This is a genomic window from Flavobacterium ardleyense (genome assembly GCF_042686085.1).
GTDB lineage: Bacteria > Bacteroidota > Bacteroidia > Flavobacteriales > Flavobacteriaceae > Flavobacterium > Flavobacterium ardleyense.
The window spans coordinates 85240-110234 of record NZ_JBHUOL010000022.1 but is presented as its reverse complement, the minus strand read 5'-3'; the positions used below and the strand labels follow the sequence as shown (position 1 = coordinate 110234).

Below are 24995 nucleotides of genomic sequence, written 5' to 3'. Positions count from 1 at the left end.
TATGAAAATAAAAGACAAAAGATTCAGAAGCACTTCATGCCTCAACTGCAACACTTCATTAGACATCAGTGAAAAATATTGTCACTCATGTGGTCAATTAAATTCAACCAAAAAATTAACAATTAGAGATTTTTTCGAGGAATTCTTCTCTAACTTTTATGCTTATGATTCGCGTTTACGCAATTCTATTATTTATATTTTCACAAAACCCGGCGTCTTAGCTAGAGAATTTAATGAAGGAAAGCATCAAAAGTTCGCAAATCCTTTTCGTTTATTTTTAAGTGTTTCTCTAGTTTTATTTGTTGTAATCAATCTTAGCAATCAAAAACAAGATATTAATACGCTCCTGGCTGAAAAAGAAATTGAACATAATATTAAATATCAAAGAGAAGCTGATAGCTTGGCGGTTTTATATGGTATTCAAAATAATTCAAAAAAGGATTCCATTCCCTTTTATAAAGATTCTATATACACAAAGAACGAATTATCAGAAGCAGAAAATAAAACGCAATACACAATTACGTCTTTTAGAAATTATCATTTAAAATTTCCAGAAAAATCAACTGAAAGCAGTTTAACAACACTTGGTTATGAAAATAATTTTATAAATCGCACTTTATTTGACAAAGCTAAAAACTTTAAATCAAATGAAACTTTTTCAGAAATTCTAGATTATTTCTACCAAAAGCTTCCTTTGCTAATTTTTGTTTCACTGCCCATTTTAACGATAATGTTTTGGCTCGTGTTTTATTCAAAATCTAAAAACTACACAGAACATTTAGTTTTTACCTACACATTTTATACATTTCTATTTTTAGGATTACTTATCTTTAATGTATTGGACTATATCTCAACACCTGCATCTCGTTTTCTACAAAGCATCTCGTTTTCAATAGTATTCCCTTTTTATTTATATAAATCTTTAAGAAATTTTTATCGTTTGAGCCGTTGGAAAACCATTTTTAAATTCATACTTTTGAACTTCTTATTTTTTCCATTTGCATTAATTTGCATATTATTTATCTTGTTTTTAGGAACAGCATTTTTTTAATTTATGGTTAGTCAAATTACACGAGGCATAAAAATTTCAGTTTTAACTAGTTTTGAAGGTACTTACTTCAAGAACTACAAGATTAATTTTGCTTTTGCTTACCAAATAACTATTGAGAACCAAAGTAAAGATTCTGTGCAATTAAATTCGCGTCATTGGGAAATTTATGATGCCTTAAATGATCTTGATACAGTAGATGGCGAAGGCGTAATTGGCAAAAAACCCGTAATAAAACCTGGAGAAGCTTTCTCTTATTCTTCTGGATGTTTACTTTCTTCGCCTATTGGCGCCATGAAAGGCTATTTCAACATGGTGAATTTCACCTCAACAAAAAGTTTTAAAGTGCTAATTCCTACATTTAAATTAAGTGCTCCTTTTGCAATCAATTAAATAAACACAACACATAATTACTTTATCACAAAACTTTTTTAGAAGTAACTTTTTGTTAACGATATTTCAAAATATACTTTGTATTTTTGCAATTCTTTACAATTAATTTGGTAAACGAAGTACAAAGATGTCTAATTTTCAAAATACAACACCATGTTAAAAGGATTTTTTAATGTTCCGAAAGCGGTTAATGAACCTGTAAAATCATATGCTCCTGGTTCTCCAGAGCGCGCTGCAGTAGCTGCAACTTATACAGAAATGTGGGATTCTCAAATGGAAGTTCCGTTATATATAGGTAACGAAGAAATTAAAACAGGAAATACTAAAACAATGTCAGCACCACATGATCACCAGCATATTGTTGGAAAATATCATCAAGCAGACAAAGCATTAGTTGAAAAGGCAATTGCATCAGCTTTAGAAGCGCGTACAAAATGGGCTGCAATGTCATGGGAAAACAGAGCTGGAATTTTCTTGAAAGCTGCTGAATTATTCGCTGGACCTTACAGAGCAAAAATAAATGCTGCAACAATGATTGCACAATCAAAAACAATACACCAAGCTGAAATTGATGCTTCTTGTGAATTGATTGATTTCTTACGTTACAACGTAGAATTCATGACTAAAATTTACGCAGATCAACCAGCTTCTAACTCAGATATGTGGAACAGAGTTGAATATCGCCCTCTAGAAGGATTTGTATATGCAATTACACCTTTTAACTTTACGGCTATTGCTGGAAATCTTCCTTCAAGTGCTGCATTAATGGGTAACGTTGTAATCTGGAAACCAGCTGCAACACAAGTATATTCTGCTAATGTGATTATGCAAGTTTTCAAAGAAGCAGGTTTACCTGATGGTGTTATCAATATGGTAATGGGAGATTCTGCGATGATTTCTGAAGTAGTATTATCTAACAAACATTTTGCTGGAGTTCACTTTACAGGCTCAACAGGAGTTTTCAATGATATCTGGGCAAAAATTGGAACAAACATCAGCAATTATAATACTTATCCAAGAATTGTTGGAGAAACTGGTGGGAAAGATTTCATCATCGCTCACCCAACAGCAAATCCAGCACAAGTTGCTGTAGGAATTGCACGCGGAGCTTTTGAATTCCAAGGACAAAAATGTAGCGCAGCTTCTCGTGTTTACGTTCCTCAAAGTTTATGGCCAGCAATCAAATCTAAATTAGAATCAGATTTAGCTTCTATGAAAATGGGGTCGCCAGAAGATATGAGTAATTTCGTTACTGCAGTAATTTCTGAAACTTCATTTGACAAATTAGCACGTTATATTGACCAAGCTAAAAAAGATAGCGATGCTGAAGTTATAATGGGTGGAAACTATGATAAATCTAAAGGATATTTCATAGAGCCAACTGTGATCTTAACTACAAATCCTAAATACAGCACAATGGAAACTGAATTATTCGGACCTGTTGTAACTATTTATGTATATGAAGATGCAAAATGGACTGAAACATTAAAATTAGTTGATGAAACTTCAGAATACGCATTGACAGGCGCTGTATTTAGCGAATGTCGCTATGCAGTTGAAGAAGCAACTATCGCATTACAAAATGCTGCCGGAAACTTCTATATCAATGACAAACCAACAGGTGCTGTTGTAGGAATGCAACCATTTGGAGGAGCTAGAGGTTCTGGAACAAATGATAAAGCGGGTTCTTCTCAAAACTTATTGCGTTGGACTTCAGTTAGAACAATTAAAGAAACTTTCGTTACTCCAGTAGATTATAAATATCCTTTCTTAGGATAATCAACCTATAATTTATTTTATTATAAGTACGAAAATAATAGATACAAAAAAGGGATTCAAAATTTGAATCCCTTTTTTTATTGTTATAAATTCAGGTCCTATTTATTTTTTATACTTCAATGGAACGTGCACTATTTTTTTAGTCTCAAAAAACTCTTCTTTGAAGAACTCAGATAAATTATATTCCGTTGCATTTGGGAAGTCTTTTAATTCTTCCGTTAAATCACCACCTTTTAAATATAAGATTCCGTTTCCTATTTCGTGATTTTGCTTTTTAGATATTGCTCCATCAACCCAACTTACGAAGTCTGTCATATTAGTTACAGCACGACTCACGATAAAATCAAATTCTTGCTTTACTAATTCGGCACGTTTTTGCTCTGCTTTTACATTTTTCAATCCTAAAGCTGTCGCCACTTCATTTACTACTTTGATTTTCTTCGCAATCACGTCGATTAGATAAAAGTCAACTTCCGGAAACATAATAGCCAATGGAATTCCTGGAAATCCACCACCTGTTCCTACATCCATAATTTTAGAACCTGGTCTAAACTCTATTATCTTAGCCATTCCAAGCGAATGCAATACGTGTCTTGTGTACAATTCATCAATATCCTTTCTAGAAATCACGTTGATTTTCGAGTTCCAATCTTCGTATAGGGATTGCAACATTTCAAATTGAATGCGCTGATTTTCAGTTAAATTAGGAAATTGTCTTAAAATCTCTTCCATTAGTTAAATTTTGCACAAAAATAGGGTTTTAAATGAATAAATATGACGTAAATCATAAATCAAAAAATTATAATAATTATCTTTGTGCAAATTGAACGCAACTATATGAATAACACAGCCCCAATTTTCTCTAAGAGTGATAATTTAAAATTCTTTAGGACACTAAATAAAAGAGTTAATGATTATTTTAAAGAAAATAATATCGACAAAACTGGAAACTGGAAACTTCACGTTAAAACTATCGTGATGTTTGCGCTTTTCTTAACGCCATACTTCTTTTTGCTAGCTATGGATATGCCTTTCTGGACGTATTTACTATTAAACGTAGTAATCGGAATTGGAATGGCAGGAGTTGGAATGAACGTAATGCATGATGGAAACCACGGCGCTTACTCAAACAAATCTTGGGTAAACAAATTCATGGGTGGAAGCATCTATATTTTAGCTGGAAACGTTTACAACTGGCAAGTACAACACAATGTATTGCACCATACTTATACTAATATTTTAGGTCATGATGAAGATTTAGAAGCAGGAAGAATTTTACGCTTTTCTAAAACTTCTCAGTGGTATGCACATCACCGTTTTCAACATTTTTATTCTGTGTTTCTATACGGTTTATTAACGTTTAACTGGGCGATTACTACCGACTTCCTTCAAATGAGACGTTACTTAAAAAGAAACTTATCGTATGGTGAATTCAAAAAACCTTCAATCAGATGGACTACTTTAGTAATTACAAAAGTGATTTATTTCTCGATTTGGTTAGTATTACCGATGGTTTTAGGAGTTACATGGTGGAAAGTTTTACTAGGATTCTTAGTAATGCATTACACAGCTGGAGTAATTTTGAGTGTTGTATTCCAATTGGCTCACGTTGTGGAAGAAACAGTTAATCCGGTTGCAGACGAACACGGAGAAATTGAAAACACTTGGGCAATTCACCAATTGTTCACTACGGCAAACTTCGCACCTAAAAATTGGTTGGTAAATTATTACACAGGTGGATTAAATCATCAGATTGAACACCATATTTTCCCAAATATTAGTCACGTTCACTATAATAAAATTTCGGAAATTGTGAAACAAACTGCCGCAGAATGCAACTTGCCTTATCACGAGTTCAAAACTACAAGGGCTGCAATTTATTCCCACTTCAATCACTTGAGAGAATTAGGAAGAAAACCACAATTAGCATAATAAAATTAAGAGACGCGAGGAATCGCGTCTTTTGTATTAACTATAACAACTAACAAACTATGAACCCGCTATCGGAAAGAATTAACAATTTAGCAGTATCTCAAACTTTAGCAATGGCCGCTTTAGCAAGAGAATTAAAAGCACAAGGAAAAGACATTATCAGTTTAAGTTTAGGTGAACCTGATTTCAACACGCCTGATTTCATTAAAGAAGCTGCTAAAAAAGCGATTGACGAAAATTACAGCACATACTCTCCAGTAGAAGGGTATTTAGAATTAAAGGAAGCCATTTGCAAAAAATTCAAAAGAGATAATAATTTAGAGTATAAACCATCTCAAATTGTAGTTTCTACGGGTGCAAAACAATCGTTGTACAACATTGCACAAGTAATGTTAAACGAAGGTGACGAAGTTATTTTACCAGCACCTTACTGGGTATCATACTACGAAATCATCAAGCTTTCAGGCGGAACACCAGTTGAAGTTCCTACTTCTGTAGATAGCGATTTCAAAATCACACCCGCACAATTAGAAGCAGCCATCACACCAAAAACAAAAATGATGTGGTTCAGCTCACCTTGTAATCCAAGTGGTTCGGTTTACAATCGTGAAGAATTAACAGCATTAGCTCAAGTACTAGAAAAATATCCAAACGTTTATATCGTTTCGGACGAAATATACGAACACATCAACTTCTCGGGAACATTTTGCAGTATTGCATCAATTCCAGGAATGTTAGAAAGAACAATCACCGTTAACGGAGTAGCAAAAGCATTCGCTATGACTGGATGGAGAATTGGTTACATCGGAGCACCTGAATTCATTGCAAAAGCATGTACAAAAATCCAAGGACAAGTTACTTCTGGAGCAAATTCAATTGCACAAAGAGCTACAATCACCGCAGTTGAAGCAGATCCAAGCGTATTAAACGAAATGGTAGCCGCTTTCAAAAACCGTAGAGATTTAGTAGTTGGCTTAGTAAACGAAATTCCAGGATTCAAATTAAACGTTCCAGAAGGTGCATTTTATGTATTTCCAGATGTATCGTTTTATTTTGGAAAAACCATCAAAGGAACCGAAATTAAAAACGCAACCGATTTCTCAATGTTCTTATTGGCCGAAGCAAACGTAGCAACCGTAACAGGTGACGCCTTCGGAAACCCAAACTGTATTCGTTTTTCTTATGCCACAAGTGAAGATTTATTAACCGAAGCAATGAGAAGAATTAAGGAAGTAGTTTCTTAATTCGTTTTCAAAAATTATATAAAATGCCTCAGGATTATTTCTTGAGGTATTTTTTTTGGTTATTTTTTTTGGGGTTCCCTTCGGGCGGGCCATCCACTCTATCTTTTGTCCCGAAAAAACGGAACAAAAGGATGCCGTTCGTGTCCCTAACCCAGCGTTCGGTCATCAGTTTTTTCATAATTATTTTTAAAAATCAGAAAAACACAATTACTAATTTCTTATCAAAAATAGTCAAACCTCCAACAGAAAACCGACAACAATCCACTTAAATCCAAAAAATCACACCAACAATTAGAATACCTCCTTTTTTTATAAGAACTTTGCAGATTATTTCGGATAAAACCCAAAGAATTAAAGTGTTAAAAATGAAGAAGAAGATTGAAATACTTGCACCCGCAAAGGATTTAATACAAGGAATTGCCGCTATAAATAGTGGTGCAGATGCCGTATATATTGGTGCACCGCTTTATGGAGCTCGTTCAAACGCTACCAACTCCATTGAAGATGTGGCCGAATTAGTAAAATATGCCCATTTATTCAATGCCCAAGTTTTTGTAGTAATCAATACGATTTTATACGATAACGAATTAGAATCGTGTCGTCAAATGATTTGGAAATTGTATGACATTGGTGTCGATGCCTTGATTATTCAAGACATGGCAATTATGGAAATGGAATTACCTCCAATTGTTTTGCACGCCAGCACACAAGCAAACAATCGTGATGCCGATAAAATTAAATTCTTAGCCGATGCCGGAATGAAACGTGTGGTTCTTGCCCGCGAATTAAACTTGCACCAAATCAAAACCATTAGTCAAGCAAGTGATGTGGAATTGGAATTCTTCGTTACCGGAGCTTTGTGCGTTTCCTTCAGTGGGAATTGCTATATGAGTGTTGCAAATGGCGAACGTTCGGCAAACAGAGGTTCGTGTGCACAAAACTGTCGTTTACCCTATAACTTGATCGATGGAAATGGCGATACTTTAATTAAAAACAGTCACTTACTTTCGATCAAAGATTTCGATGTTTCGAACCAAATTCCAAATTTAGTCGAAGCCGGAATTGTTTCCTTTAAAATTGAAGGACGTTTAAAAGATATCGTTTATGTTAAAAATAACGTTTCTTATTTGCGTAAAAAGTTAGACAGTTTCCTAGAAGAAAATAGCGATAAATACATCAAAGCTTCTTCGGGAAAATGCACCTTTACTTTTGATTCTTCTTTAGACAAATCATTTAATCGTGGTTATACTGATTATTTCGTAAATGAAAGACATCAAGCGATTGGTTCTTGGGAAAGTCCAAAATCAAAAGGTCAATATATTGGAAAACTAATTAGAACCGTCGGAAACTCCTACGAAATCGAAAACGGAGAATTACTAAACAATGGCGATGGATTGTGTTTCATCAACGAAAACAATGAAGCCGAAGGAATTTATGTAAACAGAGCCGAAAATGGTTTTGCTTATCCAAATGTCCTAAAAGAAATCAAAGACGGAACATTCATTTACAGAAATAACGATGCTGGTTTTATCAAAATCGTAGAAAGAGAAGACAGTGCAATTAGAAAAATAAGCACAACTTTATTATTAGCTGAAAACGAAGAAGGTTTCGAATTAATCGCTAGAGATGAAGATGGAAATGTTAGCGTAGCGAAATTAGTTCATCCAAAAGAAAGAACTAAAAACAACGAATCCATCGAAGAAAACTTCAAAACTAACTTAGCAAAAACAGGTTTCACACCTTATACAGCTGACGAAATTAACGTTGATTTCTCTGAAAATTGGTTTCTTCCTATTTCGAAAATTAATGAAATGAGACGTACGGTTTTCGAACAGTTGTCTGAAATTCGTTTAAAAAACTATAAACGCAGAGAACACCAATTGGTAAAAACATCGCATCCTTATCCAGAAGAAAAATTGGATTTTATGTATAACGTTGCCAACAAATCAGCTCGTAAATTCTACGAACGTCACGGTGTTACTGAAATCGAAAAAGCCTTTGAATTGCAATGGGATCCAGGAAAATCTCGTGTAATGACTACAAAATATTGTATTAAATACGAATTAGAAAAGTGTCCAATTCACCAGAAAGATAAAATGGGAGAAAAACTAAAAGAACCTTTAGTTTTGAAGCAAGGTGAATTAGAATACAAACTAAAATTCAACTGCAAGCCTTGCGAAATGGAAATTTGGGAAAAAGATGCGGAATTCGAAATTGAAGAAGATCATTTACATTAAATCATAATTGACGTTAAGATATAGAATCAGCACTATTCCATTGTTGATTTAACTCATAAAAAAGCCAAATTCATTTCGATTTGGCTTTTTTCGCTCCAAAATTTTAGAAAAACAAATGCTTTTTCGGCGTTTTATTAAAAAAAAGCTAACTTAGTAGTTAGTTGTAAGTGATTTAAGCTTCGACAATTTGATTTTTTTTATTAATTTAAATAAAATACTATGAAAAACTTATCGATTCTTTCAATCCTTATTGTTCTAGTTTTAACTGGATGTAGCCCAAGATATTATACGCCTAACTCACATAATGTACCACTATTTTCTGAACAAGGCGAAACCAATCTTACTCTAGCAGGAAGTGCTACTCAAATAGAACTTCAGGGCGCTTATGCAGTTACAAACAAATTTGCAGTATTAGCAAATGGAGGTGCATTTATTCCTACAGATGAAAATAATGGAAATGGCGGTTCTGGAAAATTTTTCGAAGTTGGTGGTGGCTATTTCATGCCAGTCAGTACTGATTTTGTTTTTGAAGTTTACGGAATTATCGGTTTCGGTTCTGTTGAAAATCATCGACCTTCTACCATTCAGGAAAATCCTGGAACTACGGGTGATATTTCGGCAAGCGTTCTTAGATATGGTATTCAACCTAATTTTGGTTACAAAACCAAAAATTTTTCTGTGGCAGTTTCTTCTAGAATTGTCAACTTAAATTACAACAATATAAAAGGGGATTTAATCTATGATGAGGTTGCTCAATCTGACTATCTGAAAGACAACTCCTCAAATTTCCTTATTGAACCAGCACTAACGATCAAAGGTGGTTTTGATAATTTCAAATTACAATTGCAATATGGCTACAGTGAAAACCTGTCTAACAGTTACTTTAGACAAGATAAATCGTACTTAACACTTGGTCTGAACTACAATTTTAAGTAAAACGTCAAACTGCTCAGTTAGAAAATGAAATATCAATTAGAGCTATTTAACACTACAAAGCGCAAAAAGTTTTAGTAAAAATCAAATGAAGTTATTATTTGTGCAACTTTTACAAATAATAGCTTCATGCTATTTTGTGGCATTAACAACACAAATTCAAAAGATTAAAATAAATGGTTCTAGCTTTAAAATTTGTAATTTTGAAACTATGCAACCTATTATACAAAATATCTCTAAACACGTTTCTTTAACTCCAGAAGAACAAGCTTTGTTTTTATCTAAAACGGAAACTAAAACAGTCAAAGCAAAAAGCGTTTTATTGCATTCTGGAACTGTTGTAAAACATACCTATTTTGTGAATTCAGGGATTTTGAGAAGTTTCTATATTAACGACAATATAATTGAAAACGTTTTGCATTTCGCTTGCACAGGTTGGTGGATCGGCGATATGTACAGTTATATCTCAGAAAAACCTGGAAATCTTTTTATAGAAGTTTTAGAAGATGCAGAAGTGGTGATTTTATCCAAAGAAAATCACCAAGAACTGTATCAGAAAATCCCAAAATTAGAACGGTTTTTCAGAATCTTGGCCGAAAATTCTTTGATTGCTCATCAACAGCGCTTAATGGAGAATTTGACCTTGACGGCTGAAGATCGTTTTGAGAAATTCTGTACGAAATACCCAAGCTTGATTCAGAATATTCCACAAAAGCACATTGCTTCGTTCATAGGAGTAACGCCTGAATTCTTTAGCAAAATGAAAGCCCGAATGCTCAAAAAGTAATTTCTTAATCTAGGTTAAGTGCTATTACTATTTACCTGCTATAGCTTTGCATCTTATTAATTATAAATTTATATGCGATGCACAATATAGTTTTACACAAAGCAACATCAAGAGGAAATGCCAATCATGGTTGGTTAAATGCTTATCATAGCTTCAGTTTTGGGAGTTGGTATAATCCTGAAAAAGTACAATTTGGCGTGTTACGCGTTTTAAACGACGATTCGATTGCCGGTGGCATGGGTTTTGGAACGCATCCACATGATAATATGGAAATTATCACGATTCCATTAGAAGGCGATTTGGCACACAAAGACAGTATGGGGAATTCTGCTGTGATTAAAACGGGCGACATTCAAGTAATGAGCGCTGGAACGGGCGTAGAACATTCCGAATTTAATCCAAATACGGCTTTACGAACGAAATTATTTCAGATTTGGTTGTTTCCAAAATATCGCGATGTAGCACCAAGATATCAGCAAATTACTTTAGACAAAACCTTACAAAAAAATGATTTTGCCCAAATCCTTTCACCTAATGAAGATGATGAGGGTGTTTGGATTCATCAAGATGCTTGGTTTTATCTGAGTGATTTTGATGATGATTTTTCTAAAAAACTAGCTTTAAAGAAACCAGGAAATGGTTTTTACATTATGAACATTGAAGGTGAAATTGAAGTAAATGGTACAGCATTATCAAGAAGAGATGCTGTAGGAATATGGGCAACACCAGAGATTGAAATAAAAGCAATCTCCCGATCGAGATTTTTAGTAATGGAAATCCCGATGGAAGAATAAATACATAATGACAATAATTATAGAATTACAGTAAGCACTATAGCAGCAACTGCAATTAAAAACATATAATTCCTTAATTTCTTATTAAAATAGTTGGCAGAACCACAATCATTATTTATTTTAGCAAGACTCAAATAGGACGTTTATGAATTTCGACTTCAATAAAATAACTGATTTAATAAACGGTAAGCTCAACTTCTGGTTAGAAGCCATTGTGAAATTACTGCCTAATATATTTTTGGCAGCACTTGTATTAGTTTTAGGAATATATCTTGCCCGTTTCATAAAAAGAATAGCGGTAAAAATTGTCTCTAAAATCACCAAAAATGTTACGCTCCAAAACTTATTTGGTTCCATTATCCATTTTACAATATTAGGTGTTGTGCTGTTTACAGTATTAACAATTTTAAATCTCGATAAAGCAGTTACCTCCATTTTAGCAGGTGCCGGAATTTTAGGTTTGGCACTAGCTTTTGCCTTCCAAGACATCGCTTCGAATTTTATGTCAGGGATTTTTCTCTCGTTTAGAAAGCCTCTAAAAGTGGGAGATATTGTAGAAATAAAAGGTTATATGGGTAGGGTTTTGGAAATTAATTTACGAGATACCGTAATGCAAACTTTTCAGGGCAAAACGGTGATTATCCCTAATAAAGAAGTGTTTCAAAATCCAATAGAAAACTATTCTTATCTTGAGAAAAGACGTTTCGATTTAGAATTAAAAGTCTTACTAACCGAAGATTTAGAAAAAGTACATGACGTAACTTTAGCAGCTGTAAGCGATATTGAAGCCTTATCTCCTGAAGATGAAACTAAAGTGTATTTTTATGAAATAGGAAATAGCGCTATACACGTTTCCATTCGTATGTGGATTAATACGCCCGAACAAACCACTTATAACGAAGTAGGAAGCGAAGCGATTATAAAAATTACAAAGGCATATAAAACCAACAACATTACGATACCTTTCCCAATACAAACTTTAGATATTAAATCTAATGGAGAATTTAATGCAATAGACTTTCTGAAAAATAATAATGAACAAAAACAATAAATTATGAACCAAGAAGTACAACTTACAATTAGCGATAAAACCGGTATTTTTTATATTGAAGTAGATGGAAATGAAGAAGCAATGATGACTTTCTTTATGTCGGATGATAATAAAATGACAATTGATCATACGGAAGTGAATCCTGGAAATGAAGGAAAAGGCTTTGGTAAAAAGTTAGTGCTAAAAGCAGTTGAATTTGCAAGAGCACACAATTATAAAATTGTTCCAGTTTGTTCGTTTGTAAAAAGCGTGATTGAAAAGACTCCAGAATTTAAAGATATTGTATAAAAATATGAAGAAAATAATCGCTTTTGGAGCTTCTTCTAGTAAGAATTCTATTAATAAACAGTTAGCAAATTACGCAGCACATCAGTTTGAGAATGTGGAAGTGGAACTTTTAGATTTAAACGACTATGAAATGTCAGTTTTTTCTGTGGACAAGCAGAAAGTGAATGGAATTCCGCAATTGGCTCACGATTTTTATGCCAAATTAGGAAGTGCTGATTTAATTCTTATTTCTTTTGCCGAACATAATGGTGCGTATTCTAGTGCTTTTAAAAACATATTAGATTGGGCTTCTCGAATCAACGGGAATACTTTTCACGACAAACCAATGTTTTTATTAGCCACATCTACCGGTCCTAGAGGCGGCAGCACTGTTTTAGAAATCGCTAAAAACAGATTCCCGTTTCAGGGTGGAAAAGTGCTAAGTAGTTTTTCACTACCGACATTCCAAGATAATTTCGACGCTGAAAAAGGAATTACTAACTTAGAGTTTAAAAATCAGTTGACTGAAATAATTGAATCAATTGCGTTTTAACAACCAAAAAATTACAAGAAGACCCTAAAGAAAACTCACTAGCCCCGATTGAAGCGGCATCCTTTTTTGTGTTTTCAAGGTTTGTAAAAACCTGTAAACTCAAAAAAGATAGAGCTAAAAGCGGGAATAAGGAAACCAAGAATTCCCAAGCCATTGCGCTCCAAAAAAAAATACTATTTTTGCAACGGTTTAACTCTCACTTTTGAGGTATTACCATTAAACTTTTAAACTAGAAAAATGAAAGCATACGTATTTCCAGGTCAAGGCGCTCAGTTCACAGGGATGGGTAAAGACTTATATGAAAACTCACCTTTAGCACAAGAATTGTTTGAAAAAGCAAACGAAATCTTAGGCTTTAGTATCACCGATATTATGTTTGAAGGCACGGCTGAGGAATTAAAAGAAACAAAAGTGACGCAACCAGCGGTATTTTTACATTCGGTAATTTTAGCCAAAACATTAGCCGATTTTAATCCGGAAATGGTAGCGGGACATTCATTAGGGGAATTTTCGGCATTAGTGGCAAATGGAACATTATCTTTTGAAGATGGTTTAAAATTAGTTTCAAAAAGAGCTTTAGCGATGCAAAAAGCTTGCGAAATTGCTCCTTCAACAATGGCAGCGGTTTTAAACTTAGAAGATAAAATTGTAGAAGATATTTGCGCATCGATCGACGGTGTTGTAGTGGCAGCGAATTACAATTGTCCTGGACAGTTAGTGATTTCGGGCGAATACAAAGCGGTTGAATTAGCGTGTGAAAAAATGAAAGAAGCAGGTGCAAAACGTGCTTTAATTTTACCTGTTGGTGGCGCATTTCACTCACCAATGATGGAGCCAGCTAGAGAAGAATTAGCCGCAGCTATTGAAGCGACTACTTTTTCTACACCAAGTTGTCCAGTATATCAAAATGTGACGGCAAGTGCAGTTTCTGATCCAGATGAAATTAAGAAAAACTTAATCATTCAATTAACTGCTCCTGTAAAATGGACGCAGTCTGTAAATCAAATGATTGCTGACGGCGCTACAAGTTTCACGGAAGTGGGACCAGGAAAAGTATTGGTTGGATTGGTTGGAAAAATCAATAAGGAAGTAGCAACAATTTCAGCCTAATTTCAAGTGGAAGAAGCTCAACAAAGTTATTTTAAAGATTTATGGAAGGTAATTCGTTCCACACTCTCCGAATTTGGCGAGCACAAAATAATGAAAAAAAGTGCAGCATTGGCTTACACGACAGTGTTCTCAATGGCGCCACTTCTTATGGTTTTGCTCTATTTAATTGGAATATTCTGGCAAACCGAAGCTATTGAAGGGGAGATATTTTATCAGCTCAGAGATTTTCTAGGTGAGCAATCAGCCATTCAATTGCAAGAAATTATAAAGAATATTGCGCTTGCTAATAAAAGCGGCTTTCCTGCGCTTATTGGAATTGGTACGCTAATAATTGGTGCAACTTCTGTATTTGCAGAAATTCAAGATTCAATTAACTCCATTTGGGGAATCCGTCTTAAAAAGAGGTCGAGTTTTTGGCTATATTTTAAAGCACGATTACTTTCCTTTGGTGTAATTGGAAGTTTAGGTTTTATACTGTTAGCTTCTTTAGGCTTGTCAACAATTTTAGATTCATTGAATAAAAAGTTATTTGCGCATTTTTCTGAAGCTGCAGTTTATTCAGTTTTCATAGGACAAACATTAGTTACGCTGACGATTATTACTTTGTTATTTGCTGTGATTTTTAAAATATTACCTGATGCAGATATTACGTGGAAACAAGTAAAAGTTTCGTCTTTTACCACGGCTATTCTTTTTATGGTAGGAAAGTTTTTAATTTCATTTTACATTTCGCAATCGTCTTTAGGGACAATTTATGGCGCAGCGGGATCATTAGTTATTATTATGGTTTGGGTTTATTATTCGTCCGTAATCTTATATTTAGGAGCGCTTTTCGCGAAATGCTATGCAATTGAGTTTGGAAGTTCAATTAAACCTTCAAAATATGCAGAAATAATTCATATTGTTGAAGTCAAACTTGAAGCTACAACCTTGCAAGATGCGAAAGAAGAAGTAGACGAAATAAACAAGAAGAACGAAAAGGAAGAACTTTCGAAGTAAAGAAAGATTTAAAATAATTTACAAATTACAATCCTCATAATAGTATTATGAGGATTTTTTTATTTACGCTTGTAATTGATGATGAAAACTCCGGTCATAATTAAAGCGGATGCAACTATAAAATCAGATGTAATAACCTCATCTAATACCAACCAACCCAAGAAGATTGCAATAATAGTATTGACATAACTCAATATCGAAACACGAACCGCAGAAATTCGTTTTAGCGCATAATAATAGCAGAAAAAAGCAACAACAGATCCAAAAACTGCTAGATAAGTGGTAGCTAAAATACTTCGCATACTCCATTCGCTAATCTTAGCTTCGGGATAAATTATGAAGGCTAAAACCAGTTGGATTATTGCTGCAAAAGTGAATTGGTAGAATAAATTAAGTGTGATATTATTAGATTCGTGCGAATGTTTTTTAGAAACTAAAACTCCCGTTGCCCAACTCAAAATAGCTACACTTAAAAATAAAATTCCGATTTTGTAATCAGGATCAAGGATGTCCGACAATCCATTTCTAAAAATAAAAACAACTCCAGTAAATCCGAATAGAATCCCAAAGAAACCTTTCCAAGTTGCTTTTTGAATTCCGAACAAAACGCTTCCAATAAATATAATTACAGGAGAAATTGCACTCATAATCGACGTTAAGCCACTAGGAATCGATCGTTCAGCAACGGTAGTAAAACCATTAGCAAAAACTAGTATTAAAACCGCCAATAGCAATTGGATTCTGAAGTTTCTCCAACCAATCCAAGCCAATTCTTTTTTGAATAGTAAAATCACGAAAACAATCAAAGCGGCAATTCCTTGTCGGATTGAAGTTACGAACCAAGGTTGCATCGTTTCCACTGCAATCCGAATTCCAAGATAAGTGGTTCCCCAAACAATTCCGACAATGATTAGTGCAAGAACTAATTTTAAATCAAGTTTTGAACTCATAGTTGCTTTATAGCATTTTTAATGCTTTGTGATTTATAGTGATTTTAAGTCTGATGCTTTATATAAATTTAGCTTCTTCACAATGATTATTTAATATTGCAGTAATTAAATAACGGTTTTCAAATTTTTCAAAGAGAACATACCATGTTGTTCTTTTAGAGGAATTGTAAAAAATATAATTTGAACCAAGTTGTTTTAATTCTTTTGGAGACTTTTTCGAAGGAAAATCTTTAATATTATGAGAAACAAATTCAACTAATTTCTCTAAATAGTTTTCGGCGTTTTCCAAATAAGAAAAATATTCTTCTTTGAAACGCAAATAGACCAAATCATCAAAATAGTCTAATACATCTTCTCGATAGATTATTTTTTCCAAGGAAACTTACTTATTCTCTTCTTCATTTCCACTAAAAACTCATCTGGAGTATAACCGCTTTTAGACTCTTTCTCAAAATCAAAATCCAGTCCAATTCCTTTTTGCTTTGGAATCGATCTATATGCTGTCGCAGGTTCTTCAACCTTCCTACTATTTGATTTATCATTGCTCATAATCAATATTTTACATCCAAATTTACAATTTTATTCTTACTTATTTTAAAAAAATATTCAGTTAAAAAGTTCCTGATTACTGATTACTGCGAATGAAAACTGAAAACTAACCTCTAATCTTCTGCTCCCACTTCCAAGCACTTGCTAAACTTTCTTCTAAGGTTGATTGTGCTTTCCAACCTAAAACCTCATTTGCTTTATCCGTATTTGCATAAGCTTCAACAATATCACCTTCTCTCCTACCTACAATTTGATAATTCAGTTTATTGTCCGAAATTTTTTCGAAAGCACTAATTACTTCTAAAACCGAACTTCCTGTTCCAGTTCCTAAATTGAAAGTTTCAACTTTATCAAGGTTTTTCTTGTCTAATAATCGCTTTAAAGCAACAACGTGCGCTTTAGCCAAATCAACAACATGAATATAATCGCGAATTGCTGTTCCGTCTTGCGTAGGATAATCGCTTCCAAAAACTGATAACTTTTCACGAAGTCCCATTGCGGTTTGCGTGATAAATGGCACTAAATTCTGAGGAACTCCTAAAGGTAATTCGCCGATTTCAGCGGTTGGATGCGCCCCAATCGGGTTGAAATAACGCAATAAAATCGCATTGATATTCGTCACTTTTGCAACATCAGTAATAATTTCTTCACCTATTTGCTTCGTATTCCCATAAGGCGACATTGCTGTTTGAACGGCTGCATTTTCCGTTATTGGCATGTTTTCGGCTTGACCGTAAACCGTACAAGATGAGCTAAATATGAAATTTGCTGTTTCTTTTTGCTGTAATTCCTGCAGCAAATAAACCAAAGTATTAATGTTGTTCTCGTAATACAAAAGAGGATTCTCAACACTTTCGCCAACTGCTTTTGAAGCGGCAAAATGAATTACTCCCGCAATATCTTGGTGTTGTTTAAAAAAATCTTGAACAGCACTTTTATCTCGTAATTCTAATTTTTCAAAAATCGGTTTTTTACCAGTAATTCGTTCAATTCCATCTACCACTTCGATTGAAGAATTCGATAAATTATCAACTGCGATTACTTCAAATCCTTGATTTTGCAATTCAACAACAGTATGCGAACCGATAAATCCTAAACCGCCTGTTACAACAATTTTCATGTCTTTTATATTTATAAAACGCAATTTACTCTGTTTCATTCAGAATAAATTGCGTTTGATTTTATTTTTGTTTTTAGACGCGAACGACCGATTTTTATTTACACAAATTCTAAAATTGCTTCTGTGATAAATTTAATTTGGTCATCGTCTAATTCTGTATGCATTGGTAATGCAATAACTTCTTTACACAACTGAAGCGTTACCGGGAAATCTTCTTCCTTATATCTTGTATCAGCATATGCTTTTTGGCTGTGCAATGGAATTGGGTAATAAATCGCACAAGGAATATCTTTACTTTGTAAATGTGCTAATAATGCATCGCGTTTTCCATTTAAAATACGAATTACATATTGATGAAAAACGTGGCAATCACAAGTATCGCAAATCGTTGGCACCCAAATGTTAGTATTCACTCCTAAAGCTGTACTGTATTTCATTGCAGCATCTTGGCGCGCTTTGTTATAAGTATCTAAAAGAGGTAATTTCGCTTTTAAAACTCCGGCTTGAATACTATCTAAACGAGAATTTACGCCAACAACATCATGATGATATCTTTCGTACATTCCGTGGTTTACAATTCCTCTTAATTTATGGGCTAATTCATCATCATTGGTGAAAATTGCTCCACCATCTCCGTAACAACCTAAGTTTTTAGAAGGAAAAAATGATGTAGCACCAACGTGTCCAATCGTTCCAACTTTAGATTTTGAACCGTCTTTTGAAGTATAATCTGCTCCAATTGCCTGTGCATTATCTTCAATTACATATAAATTATGTTCGCGAGCAATTTCCATAATCGCATCCATATTAGCCGAACGACCAAATAAATGAACCGGAACAATTGCTTTCGTTTTTGGTGTAATGGCTTTACGAATTCCGTCTAAAGAAATGTTCATATTATTCAAATCAACATCTACTAAAACCGGAGTCAATTGCAACAAAGCAATCACTTCAACTGTAGCGGCAAATGTGAAATCAGCTGTAATAACTTCATCACCAGGTTTTAAATCTAATCCCATCATTGCAATTTGCAACGCATCTGTTCCGTTTGCACAAGGAATTACGTGTTTTACACCCAAATATTTTTCTAAATCAGCCTGAAATTGGTGAACCAAAGGTCCGTTTATATATGTATTATTTTCTAAAACTTCTTGAATAGAAGCATTCACTTCCACTTTTATTTTTTCGTATTGACTTTTAAGGTCAACCATTTGTAATTTTCTCATTAGGAATAAAATTAAGTGTAGCAAAAATAAGAAATAATAGGCACAAATTTTATCTAACTTAAAAAGAAACGTAATTTAGCACCATAAAATTCAATTATGCTATTTTTGTACAACATAATTACCCTTTTCGCCTCGCAGATCTTAAAGTTAGTAGCACTTTTCAGTCCGAAAATGAAACTTTTTGTAGACGGAAGAAAAACTGTTTTTTCGACTTTAGCGAATAAGATCAAATCAAACGATAAAACGATTTGGTTTCATGCGGCTTCTTTAGGCGAATACGAACAAGGTTTGCCGGTAATTGAAGTGATTAAGCAAAAATTTCCGTCGCATAAAATTGTTGTAACTTTTTTTTCGCCATCAGGATATGAAGTACGAAAAAACAATACCGTTGCTGATGTTACGGTTTATTTGCCTTTAGATACAATTTCCAATGCGAAAAAATTCATCCAATTGGTTCATCCAGAAATGGTGTTTTTCATTAAATATGAATATTGGCCGAATTATTTGAATGAATTAAAAAAGCATCAGATTAAAACCTATTTAATTTCTGGAATTTTAAGAGAAAATCAAGCCTTTTTTAAATGGTACGGCGGTTTTTACAGAAATGCCTTGAAAACATTTGATTACTTTTTTGTACAGAATGAAAATTCGAAAAAATTACTCCAAAGTATTGGTTTCAATAATGTAAAAGTTTCAGGAGATACACGCTTTGATCGAGTAGTTTCGATTTTAGAACGAGATAATTCGCTTGATTTTATTGAAAAATTTAAAGATAGTAAAACCACAATCGTTATTGGAAGTTCGTGGCCAAAAGACGAAAATTTATTGGTAGATTATATCAATAAATCTTCGGACAATGTAAAGTTTATTATCGCACCGCACAACATCAAACCGGAACAAATTCAGGAATTAAAGAAGTCGATCAGTAAAAAAACAATTTTGTTTTCGGAATACAACCATAATGTAGAGACGCGATCAATGCCGACTCTACTAGATTGCAATGTTTTCATTATTGATACTGTTGGAATTTTGACCAAAATTTATTCCTACGCCGATATCGCTTATGTTGGCGGTGGTTTTGGGAATCCGGGTGTTCACAATATTTTAGAACCAGCCACTTTTGGAATTCCGATTGTTATTGGACCTAATTATTCGCACTTTGCAGAAGCTACTGCCTTGGTTCACATGGAAGGTTGTATTTCCATTCAAAATCAAAACGAAATGAATGAAGCTTTTGATTTATTGCTTCAAAACGAAGACGAGAGATTAGAAAAAGGACATATTTGCAGCACTTTCGTGCAGATGAATAAAGGCGCTACACAAACAATTATCAATCATATACTAAACTAATGATTACTTTTAAAACTCTTGAAATTTCGGACATTGACGCGATAACTGCTATGATGCAAGATTTTTATGCTATTGACAATTATCCGATTGAAGCTGAGGCAACTAAAAAAATGTTTTACGAATTTATTTTCAATGAACATTCAGGAAAAGCTTGGCTAATTTATGCCGATAATGAAATTGCTGGTTATGTAATTCTAACCTACATTTTTAGCTTTGAATATGGCGGGAAAATTGCTTTTGTGGACGAATTATTCATTAAAGAATCGGCCCGAGGAAAAGGAATTGGTAAAGAAACCATTCAATTTATTCAAAAGGAAAGTTCAAAATTATCTTTAAAATTACTTTATCTAGAAGTTGAAGATCATAATGAAAATGCTCAAAAATTATATCTTGCAAACAAATTTGAGTTTCACAATCGAAAACTGATGAAGTTTTCCGTCAAAGAATCATAAACTCAATTTTTCTTTGAAGGCGCTTGCTTGTCTTCTCGATATTTCGACTTTTATTTCTTTTGGCAAATGCACTAGTAAATTTCCGCTAAACCAAGGATCAATTTGATTGGCGAACTGAATGTTTATAATTTGATTCCGATTGGCTCTAAAAAAGAATTCTTCTGGAAGTTTGGCTTCAATCTGGTTTAAAGATTTTGATATAATAGCTTTTTCATCTTTAAAAAAAACCTTTGTGTAATTGCCATCCACTTCAAATAAATAAATATCTTCAATTTTTACCAGCCAACATTTTTCGCCATCTTTTATAAAAATCTGATTGCTTAAATTTAACTTCTGACTGTTTTTAATTACTTTTTCTTCAAGATTATCTTTTACCTTTTCAATTGCTTGCGCAAATCGTTTTGAGTTAATCGGTTTTAAAAGATAGTCGAGTGCATTGTATTCAAATGACTTTATTGCATACTCATCAAAAGCTGTAGTGAAGATTGTAATTGGTACATTATCAAGCATCTCTAACAGCTGAAAACCATCTTTTTCAGGCATATTAATATCTAAAAACAACAAATCAGGTTGTGTTTTATTAATTAATTCATAACCTTCATCTACATTTTCGGCTTCACCAATAATTTCAATTTCAGGATGTGATTTGAGTAATTCTTTCAGCTCATTTCGTGCTAAACGAGAATCTTCCACTATAACTGCTTTTATCTTTTTCATGATTTTAACTAATTGGTAGCTTAATAGTTGCTCTTACAGTATCGTCTATTTCTTCTAAATTAAAAGAAGCTTTTTCGCCATAAAGTAATGAAATTCGCTCCTTAATATTTTGCAATCCTAATAGCGTTGAATTTTTATCGATGACTAATTTACCAGAGTTTGTAACTTCAATTACTAAATTATCGTCAAAAATACTGGTTTTCAATTCTATAATTCCGCCTTGTTTGATGTTTGCAATTCCATGTTTTACAGCGTTTTCAACCAAAAGCTGAATTACCATAGGTGGAATTTGCATTTTTAAGGTTTCGGGTTGAATTTCTTTTACAAATGACAAGCGCTCTTCAAATTGGATTTTAGAAATAGCTATAAAATTATCTACAACTTCAATTTCTTCTTCTATGGAAATGGCATTGACATCATTTTTTGTTAATGAATACCGAAGCATTTCAGACAAACGAGTAATCATTTCCCTTGATTTTTCGGGATTTTCAAGAATCAATCCTCTTATATTATTAAGGCTATTAAACATAAAGTGCGGGTTAATCTGTCCTTTTAAAGCGTTTAATTGCGACTCTTTTAAGGTTGACTCTAACTCAAGCCTATTGATTTTTACCTGATTTAGATATTCGAAGACCCTAATTGCGGAAACAATAAAAAACCAAACTAAAAAAGCCACGAAAAAGAATGGGACATTTGCTAATTTCATTATAAAAATCATCTCAGCATACCGTTCTGTAATTCCATAATAATAATCTTGAGGTATTGCTAACATTGGCCAAAGGCACAGATGATAAACTACTTGTACAACAATAAAAATCCCAATTAATACTGTGATTTTTTTTGTTTCTAATTTTGAGAAATTAATTAATCTTTCATAATAAAACAATATCACATAAGATAGAATAAAGCCTAAAAAACCACACAACACTCCTTCAATAATAGAATAATAAAAAGCATTAATCTGCTCTGAATTCCATTTTTCGACAGCAAAAACACCATATGATACTTTAGCAAAAGTTAAGGTAAATAATACATATAAAATCCAACCGATTAAATTTAGGAGATGATACTTATTGTTGTTGATTAATTTCATTTTTAATATTTAAATAAACTTTGGCAAAGCCCTAATTAGCTTTGCCAAAGTTAAAATTATTTATTTAATTTTTAGGCTGGAAACTTGGATGCCCTACTTGCCATAAAGCAAAGGCTAAAATATCTGCCGTTTCTTCAAAACTTTTTAATTTAGAGGCTCCACCAAAATGGCCCGCTTCATAATCTACTTTTAACAAGGTTGGTTTATTCGAAGTATTTACTTCTAAAAGTTTTGCTGCAAACTTAGCAGGTTCCCAAACTATAATCCTTGGATCATTAAAACCTGCTGTCGTTAAAACTGCTGGATATTTTACACCTTTCTTAAGATTGTGATACGAATCCATTTCATACAAAGCATGAAATTCTGCTTCAATTTCTGGGTTACCAAACTCTGCCATATTCGCCGGTCCGTTTGGTGAACTGGACATTCTTAAAGTATTCATACTTCCTACACCTGGAATAGCCACGGCAAACAAATCAGGTCTTTCTGTAATTGCTCTTCCTACAAAGATTCCACCAGCACTTCTACTATAAATTGCAGTTTTTGTATTATTTGTAAAGCCTTGCGCTATTAAGTATTCAGTACAGGCAATTGCATCTTTCCACGTATTAGGTTTTGTTGATTTTTGACCTGCTAAATGCCATCCTTTGCCTAACTCTCCACCACCTCTAACGTGTGCTACTGCTAAAACCCCTCCTTGTTCTACCCATAATAAGTGCGAAGGGTTAAAAGCAGGACGCATTGACATTCCATAAGCTCCATAACCATAAATTAATGCTGGATTAGTACCGTCTTTTTTCATTCCTTTTTTGTATATTAAAGACAAAGGAACTTCTACACCATCATGAGACTTAACCATCACTTCTTCTACTTCGAAATTTTCAAATTCTGGATATTCAACTATCGTAGATAATTCTTCTCTTTTAAAAGTATTCTTTTTTAAGTCATATCTGTATTTTTCTCCTGAAGCTGTCCAGCCAGTAGTAACAACCCAAATATCCGAATAATCTACACCTCTAACAACTACTCCAATCGTAGCTGCTTTTTTAGGTAACTTAATTTCTTTTCTACCGCTACCATCAAAATTTATATAGTTAAAATTTGTTTCGATACCATTTCTATTTGTAGTAAAATAGATCCCATCTTTATTATAAGTAAAAGATTCTATTTTATAATTCTTATCCTCTTCAATAAAAACTTGCGCCTTGTTCAGGTCAATATTGTTTGAAGATGTTTTGATTATTTTAAAATTTGGCGCGTTTAATGTAGTTAAAAAGTAAGCGTTATTGTCTTTTATGAAAAAGTTTCTCACCTCATCTTTTCGATCACAAAGTAATTTCCAATCGATTTTTTTATTCATAAGCTCAGACGCGTTCGCTATAAATATTTTAAGATTTGGATTTACTGTATATGGAATCATATACAATTTATCACTTGTTATGTCGTATGACATAAAAGGAATTTCTTCATCTAGAATTTCTAATTCAGGATACATTCCTTTTGAAAAAACAACTTTATCAGTTGCAGGATCTGTTCCTAATACGTGGATTTTCGCAAATAAATCAGACTGCGCTTTATTATCGTGTATATCAGAAGTAATCGATTGCAGATACATAAACGATTTGTTGTCTTTTAGCCAATTAGCGCCGCCAAAGCGTAATTTATCTACTTTATCTGCTAATATCTTATTGGTTTTTAAATCCATCACTATCATTTCGTTCATTTCTCCTCCGTTTTTTGAAAGATTGATAGCAAGATGACTTCCTATTTTATTCGCCGTGTAAGAACTAATAGTATAAATATCTTTACTATTTTTATCATAAGTTTCTGGATCAAAAAGTAAAATGCCTTTACCCTTAATACCTTTTCTTTTATACAATTTTGCTACTTGGTCGCTAGGTGTTAATCGCTGATAAACATAGGTTTCGTCTTCTAATATTTGAGTAGAAAAAATAGTTTCTGTTGCTCTGCTGTCAATATCAACCATTTTATCTATTAAAAGTTGCTTTCCTGGAATTGCATTTAATACAGACTCAGTATGTTTTGCCTGAGCTTTCATCCAAGACAAAGTATTTTCGTCTTTTAAATCTTCTAGATTTCTATATTTATCTACTACCGTTTTTCCAAAATAAGTTTCAGTCACTGACTTTGAAGGGGCTAATTGCTGCTTTTCTTGAGCGTAAGAAAACACGGATGCAATTGTACTTAATGTTATTATATATTTTTTCATATTGTTATAGTATTAATTTTTTTGGTTTATTTTTTTTTATTTTGTTATTCGAGCGTTTCTATATTTTCTTTAAAATCCTACATATATTGATTACTCGAAATCATTAACTTTCGCAAGCCCCGATTAGTAAATTACAATTTTTAGAAAATAAAATAGACCAAAGCCTATAAAAAACCCTAAA

25 protein-coding genes are annotated in these 24995 nt (G+C 33.3%); 16 read left to right on the top strand and 9 right to left on the bottom strand.

The window, feature by feature from the left end; translation table 11 throughout:
- Position 1 precedes the first annotated feature (1 nt).
- The 3 genes from ACFSX9_RS14355 (at position 2) to pruA (ending at position 3220) form a co-directional block, all read left to right on the top strand.
- Positions 2-1051 (top strand): DUF3667 domain-containing protein, encoded by a 1050-nt coding sequence (locus ACFSX9_RS14355; RefSeq protein WP_379808894.1) that lies wholly within the window; start codon positions 2-4, stop codon positions 1049-1051.
- Positions 1052-1054: 3 nt separating this feature from the next.
- Complete coding sequence (gene apaG / locus ACFSX9_RS14350) at positions 1055-1441, top strand: Co2+/Mg2+ efflux protein ApaG (protein WP_379808892.1); 387 nt, start codon at positions 1055-1057, stop codon at positions 1439-1441.
- Between the two features lie 153 nt (positions 1442-1594).
- Positions 1595-3220, top strand: a complete 1626-nt coding sequence (pruA, locus tag ACFSX9_RS14345) for an L-glutamate gamma-semialdehyde dehydrogenase (RefSeq protein WP_379808890.1) — start codon at positions 1595-1597, stop codon at positions 3218-3220.
- Between the two features lie 102 nt (positions 3221-3322).
- On the opposite strand, the gene rsmG is transcribed toward pruA, so the two are convergent.
- On the bottom strand, positions 3323-3952 hold the full coding sequence (gene rsmG, locus ACFSX9_RS14340) for a 16S rRNA (guanine(527)-N(7))-methyltransferase RsmG (RefSeq protein WP_379808888.1): 630 nt from the start codon (positions 3950-3952) through the stop codon (positions 3323-3325).
- A 105-nt stretch (positions 3953-4057) separates the two neighbouring features.
- On the opposite strand from rsmG, the gene ACFSX9_RS14335 reads away from it, so the two are divergent.
- From ACFSX9_RS14335 to ACFSX9_RS14285, 11 genes are all read left to right on the top strand, one after another.
- The gene (locus ACFSX9_RS14335; protein WP_379808886.1) at positions 4058-5152 is read left to right on the top strand and encodes a fatty acid desaturase family protein; all 1095 of its coding nucleotides are present in this window, start codon (positions 4058-4060) and stop codon (positions 5150-5152) included.
- A gap of 59 nt (positions 5153-5211) precedes the next feature.
- On the top strand, positions 5212-6396 hold the full coding sequence (locus tag ACFSX9_RS14330; protein ID WP_379808884.1) for a pyridoxal phosphate-dependent aminotransferase: 1185 nt from the start codon (positions 5212-5214) through the stop codon (positions 6394-6396).
- Positions 6397-6761: 365 nt separating this feature from the next.
- Positions 6762-8633 (top strand): peptidase U32 family protein, encoded by a 1872-nt coding sequence (locus tag ACFSX9_RS14325; protein ID WP_379808882.1) that lies wholly within the window; start codon positions 6762-6764, stop codon positions 8631-8633.
- Between the two features lie 219 nt (positions 8634-8852).
- On the top strand, positions 8853-9569 hold the full coding sequence (locus ACFSX9_RS14320; RefSeq protein WP_379808880.1) for a hypothetical protein: 717 nt from the start codon (positions 8853-8855) through the stop codon (positions 9567-9569).
- An 85-nt stretch (positions 9570-9654) separates the two neighbouring features.
- A complete protein-coding gene (locus ACFSX9_RS14315) occupies positions 9655-10353 on the top strand; it encodes a Crp/Fnr family transcriptional regulator (protein WP_379808878.1) in 699 nt (232 codons plus the stop codon).
- 77 nt (positions 10354-10430) lie between these two features.
- The gene (locus ACFSX9_RS14310) at positions 10431-11147 is read left to right on the top strand and encodes a pirin family protein (protein ID WP_379808876.1); all 717 of its coding nucleotides are present in this window, start codon (positions 10431-10433) and stop codon (positions 11145-11147) included.
- A 145-nt stretch (positions 11148-11292) separates the two neighbouring features.
- The gene (locus ACFSX9_RS14305) at positions 11293-12198 is read left to right on the top strand and encodes a mechanosensitive ion channel family protein (RefSeq protein ID WP_379808874.1); all 906 of its coding nucleotides are present in this window, start codon (positions 11293-11295) and stop codon (positions 12196-12198) included.
- Positions 12199-12201: 3 nt separating this feature from the next.
- Positions 12202-12486 (top strand): GNAT family N-acetyltransferase, encoded by a 285-nt coding sequence (locus tag ACFSX9_RS14300; RefSeq protein ID WP_379808872.1) that lies wholly within the window; start codon positions 12202-12204, stop codon positions 12484-12486.
- Between the two features lie 4 nt (positions 12487-12490).
- On the top strand, positions 12491-13018 hold the full coding sequence (locus tag ACFSX9_RS14295; protein ID WP_379808870.1) for an NADPH-dependent FMN reductase: 528 nt from the start codon (positions 12491-12493) through the stop codon (positions 13016-13018).
- 237 nt (positions 13019-13255) lie between these two features.
- Positions 13256-14128 (top strand): ACP S-malonyltransferase, encoded by an 873-nt coding sequence (gene fabD / locus ACFSX9_RS14290; protein ID WP_379808868.1) that lies wholly within the window; start codon positions 13256-13258, stop codon positions 14126-14128.
- A 6-nt stretch (positions 14129-14134) separates the two neighbouring features.
- The gene (locus ACFSX9_RS14285; protein ID WP_379808866.1) at positions 14135-15127 is read left to right on the top strand and encodes a YihY/virulence factor BrkB family protein; all 993 of its coding nucleotides are present in this window, start codon (positions 14135-14137) and stop codon (positions 15125-15127) included.
- Positions 15128-15186: 59 nt separating this feature from the next.
- Here ACFSX9_RS14285 and ACFSX9_RS14280 read toward each other — a convergent pair whose 3' ends face one another.
- From ACFSX9_RS14280 to ACFSX9_RS14260, 5 genes are all read right to left on the bottom strand, one after another.
- Entirely contained in the window at positions 15187-16077 is an 891-nt protein-coding gene (locus ACFSX9_RS14280) for a DMT family transporter (RefSeq protein WP_379808864.1), read from the bottom strand.
- 58 nt (positions 16078-16135) lie between these two features.
- Positions 16136-16453 carry a hypothetical protein gene (locus tag ACFSX9_RS14275; protein ID WP_379808862.1) on the bottom strand — a complete coding sequence of 106 codons (318 nt, stop codon included), beginning with the start codon at positions 16451-16453 and terminating at the stop codon, positions 16136-16138.
- A complete protein-coding gene (locus ACFSX9_RS14270) occupies positions 16441-16626 on the bottom strand; it encodes a hypothetical protein (protein ID WP_379808860.1) in 186 nt (61 codons plus the stop codon). The genes ACFSX9_RS14275 and ACFSX9_RS14270 overlap by 13 nt, the downstream gene beginning before the upstream one ends.
- Before the next feature lie 106 nt (positions 16627-16732).
- On the bottom strand, positions 16733-17746 hold the full coding sequence (gene galE / locus ACFSX9_RS14265) for a UDP-glucose 4-epimerase GalE (RefSeq protein WP_379809330.1): 1014 nt from the start codon (positions 17744-17746) through the stop codon (positions 16733-16735).
- 98 nt (positions 17747-17844) lie between these two features.
- Positions 17845-18972, bottom strand: a complete 1128-nt coding sequence (locus tag ACFSX9_RS14260) for a DegT/DnrJ/EryC1/StrS family aminotransferase (RefSeq protein WP_379808858.1) — start codon at positions 18970-18972, stop codon at positions 17845-17847.
- A 96-nt stretch (positions 18973-19068) separates the two neighbouring features.
- Between ACFSX9_RS14260 and ACFSX9_RS14255 the strand changes: the two genes are divergently transcribed.
- Together ACFSX9_RS14255 and ACFSX9_RS14250 are read left to right on the top strand one after the other, a co-directional pair.
- Positions 19069-20322: a 3-deoxy-D-manno-octulosonic acid transferase gene (locus ACFSX9_RS14255; protein WP_379808856.1), complete on the top strand. Its 1254-nt coding sequence runs from the start codon at positions 19069-19071 to the stop codon at positions 20320-20322.
- Positions 20322-20774, top strand: coding sequence for a GNAT family N-acetyltransferase (locus ACFSX9_RS14250; RefSeq protein ID WP_379808854.1), 453 nt, complete (start codon positions 20322-20324; stop codon positions 20772-20774). Before ACFSX9_RS14255 ends, ACFSX9_RS14250 begins: the two co-directional genes overlap by 1 nt.
- On the opposite strand, the gene ACFSX9_RS14245 is transcribed toward ACFSX9_RS14250, so the two are convergent.
- The 3 genes from ACFSX9_RS14245 to ACFSX9_RS14235 form a co-directional block, all read right to left on the bottom strand.
- Positions 20769-21491: a LytR/AlgR family response regulator transcription factor gene (locus ACFSX9_RS14245; RefSeq protein WP_379808852.1), complete on the bottom strand. Its 723-nt coding sequence runs from the start codon at positions 21489-21491 to the stop codon at positions 20769-20771. The genes ACFSX9_RS14250 and ACFSX9_RS14245 overlap by 6 nt on opposite strands.
- Positions 21492-21495: 4 nt before the next feature.
- A complete protein-coding gene (locus ACFSX9_RS14240) occupies positions 21496-22584 on the bottom strand; it encodes a sensor histidine kinase (RefSeq protein WP_379808850.1) in 1089 nt (362 codons plus the stop codon).
- A 64-nt stretch (positions 22585-22648) separates the two neighbouring features.
- Positions 22649-24814, bottom strand: a complete 2166-nt coding sequence (locus tag ACFSX9_RS14235) for a prolyl oligopeptidase family serine peptidase (protein WP_379808848.1) — start codon at positions 24812-24814, stop codon at positions 22649-22651.
- Positions 24815-24995: the final 181 nt, after the last annotated feature.

What these genes read in the sequence shown, in the direction of transcription:
- ACFSX9_RS14240 (WP_379808850.1), bottom strand. Translation starts at nt 22,584, where the DNA reads ATGAAATTAATCAACAACAATAAGTATCATCTCCTAAATTTAATCGGT.
- ACFSX9_RS14255 (WP_379808856.1), top strand. Translation starts at nt 19,069, where the DNA reads ATGCTATTTTTGTACAACATAATTACCCTTTTCGCCTCGCAGATCTTA.
- ACFSX9_RS14295 (WP_379808870.1), top strand. Translation starts at nt 12,491, where the DNA reads ATGAAGAAAATAATCGCTTTTGGAGCTTCTTCTAGTAAGAATTCTATT.
- rsmG (WP_379808888.1), bottom strand. Translation starts at nt 3,952, where the DNA reads ATGGAAGAGATTTTAAGACAATTTCCTAATTTAACTGAAAATCAGCGC.
- apaG (WP_379808892.1), top strand. Translation starts at nt 1,055, where the DNA reads ATGGTTAGTCAAATTACACGAGGCATAAAAATTTCAGTTTTAACTAGT.
- galE (WP_379809330.1), bottom strand. Translation starts at nt 17,746, where the DNA reads ATGAAAATTGTTGTAACAGGCGGTTTAGGATTTATCGGTTCGCATACT.
- ACFSX9_RS14325 (WP_379808882.1), top strand. Translation starts at nt 6,762, where the DNA reads ATGAAGAAGAAGATTGAAATACTTGCACCCGCAAAGGATTTAATACAA.
- ACFSX9_RS14315 (WP_379808878.1), top strand. Translation starts at nt 9,655, where the DNA reads ATGAAGTTATTATTTGTGCAACTTTTACAAATAATAGCTTCATGCTAT.
- ACFSX9_RS14330 (WP_379808884.1), top strand. Translation starts at nt 5,212, where the DNA reads ATGAACCCGCTATCGGAAAGAATTAACAATTTAGCAGTATCTCAAACT.
- ACFSX9_RS14310 (WP_379808876.1), top strand. Translation starts at nt 10,431, where the DNA reads ATGCACAATATAGTTTTACACAAAGCAACATCAAGAGGAAATGCCAAT.
- ACFSX9_RS14250 (WP_379808854.1), top strand. Translation starts at nt 20,322, where the DNA reads ATGATTACTTTTAAAACTCTTGAAATTTCGGACATTGACGCGATAACT.
- pruA (WP_379808890.1), top strand. Translation starts at nt 1,595, where the DNA reads ATGTTAAAAGGATTTTTTAATGTTCCGAAAGCGGTTAATGAACCTGTA.
- ACFSX9_RS14280 (WP_379808864.1), bottom strand. Translation starts at nt 16,077, where the DNA reads ATGAGTTCAAAACTTGATTTAAAATTAGTTCTTGCACTAATCATTGTC.
- fabD (WP_379808868.1), top strand. Translation starts at nt 13,256, where the DNA reads ATGAAAGCATACGTATTTCCAGGTCAAGGCGCTCAGTTCACAGGGATG.
- ACFSX9_RS14260 (WP_379808858.1), bottom strand. Translation starts at nt 18,972, where the DNA reads ATGAGAAAATTACAAATGGTTGACCTTAAAAGTCAATACGAAAAAATA.
- ACFSX9_RS14245 (WP_379808852.1), bottom strand. Translation starts at nt 21,491, where the DNA reads ATGAAAAAGATAAAAGCAGTTATAGTGGAAGATTCTCGTTTAGCACGA.
- ACFSX9_RS14235 (WP_379808848.1), bottom strand. Translation starts at nt 24,814, where the DNA reads ATGAAAAAATATATAATAACATTAAGTACAATTGCATCCGTGTTTTCT.
- ACFSX9_RS14305 (WP_379808874.1), top strand. Translation starts at nt 11,293, where the DNA reads ATGAATTTCGACTTCAATAAAATAACTGATTTAATAAACGGTAAGCTC.
- ACFSX9_RS14335 (WP_379808886.1), top strand. Translation starts at nt 4,058, where the DNA reads ATGAATAACACAGCCCCAATTTTCTCTAAGAGTGATAATTTAAAATTC.
- ACFSX9_RS14270 (WP_379808860.1), bottom strand. Translation starts at nt 16,626, where the DNA reads ATGAGCAATGATAAATCAAATAGTAGGAAGGTTGAAGAACCTGCGACA.
- ACFSX9_RS14320 (WP_379808880.1), top strand. Translation starts at nt 8,853, where the DNA reads ATGAAAAACTTATCGATTCTTTCAATCCTTATTGTTCTAGTTTTAACT.
- ACFSX9_RS14300 (WP_379808872.1), top strand. Translation starts at nt 12,202, where the DNA reads ATGAACCAAGAAGTACAACTTACAATTAGCGATAAAACCGGTATTTTT.
- ACFSX9_RS14355 (WP_379808894.1), top strand. Translation starts at nt 2, where the DNA reads ATGAAAATAAAAGACAAAAGATTCAGAAGCACTTCATGCCTCAACTGC.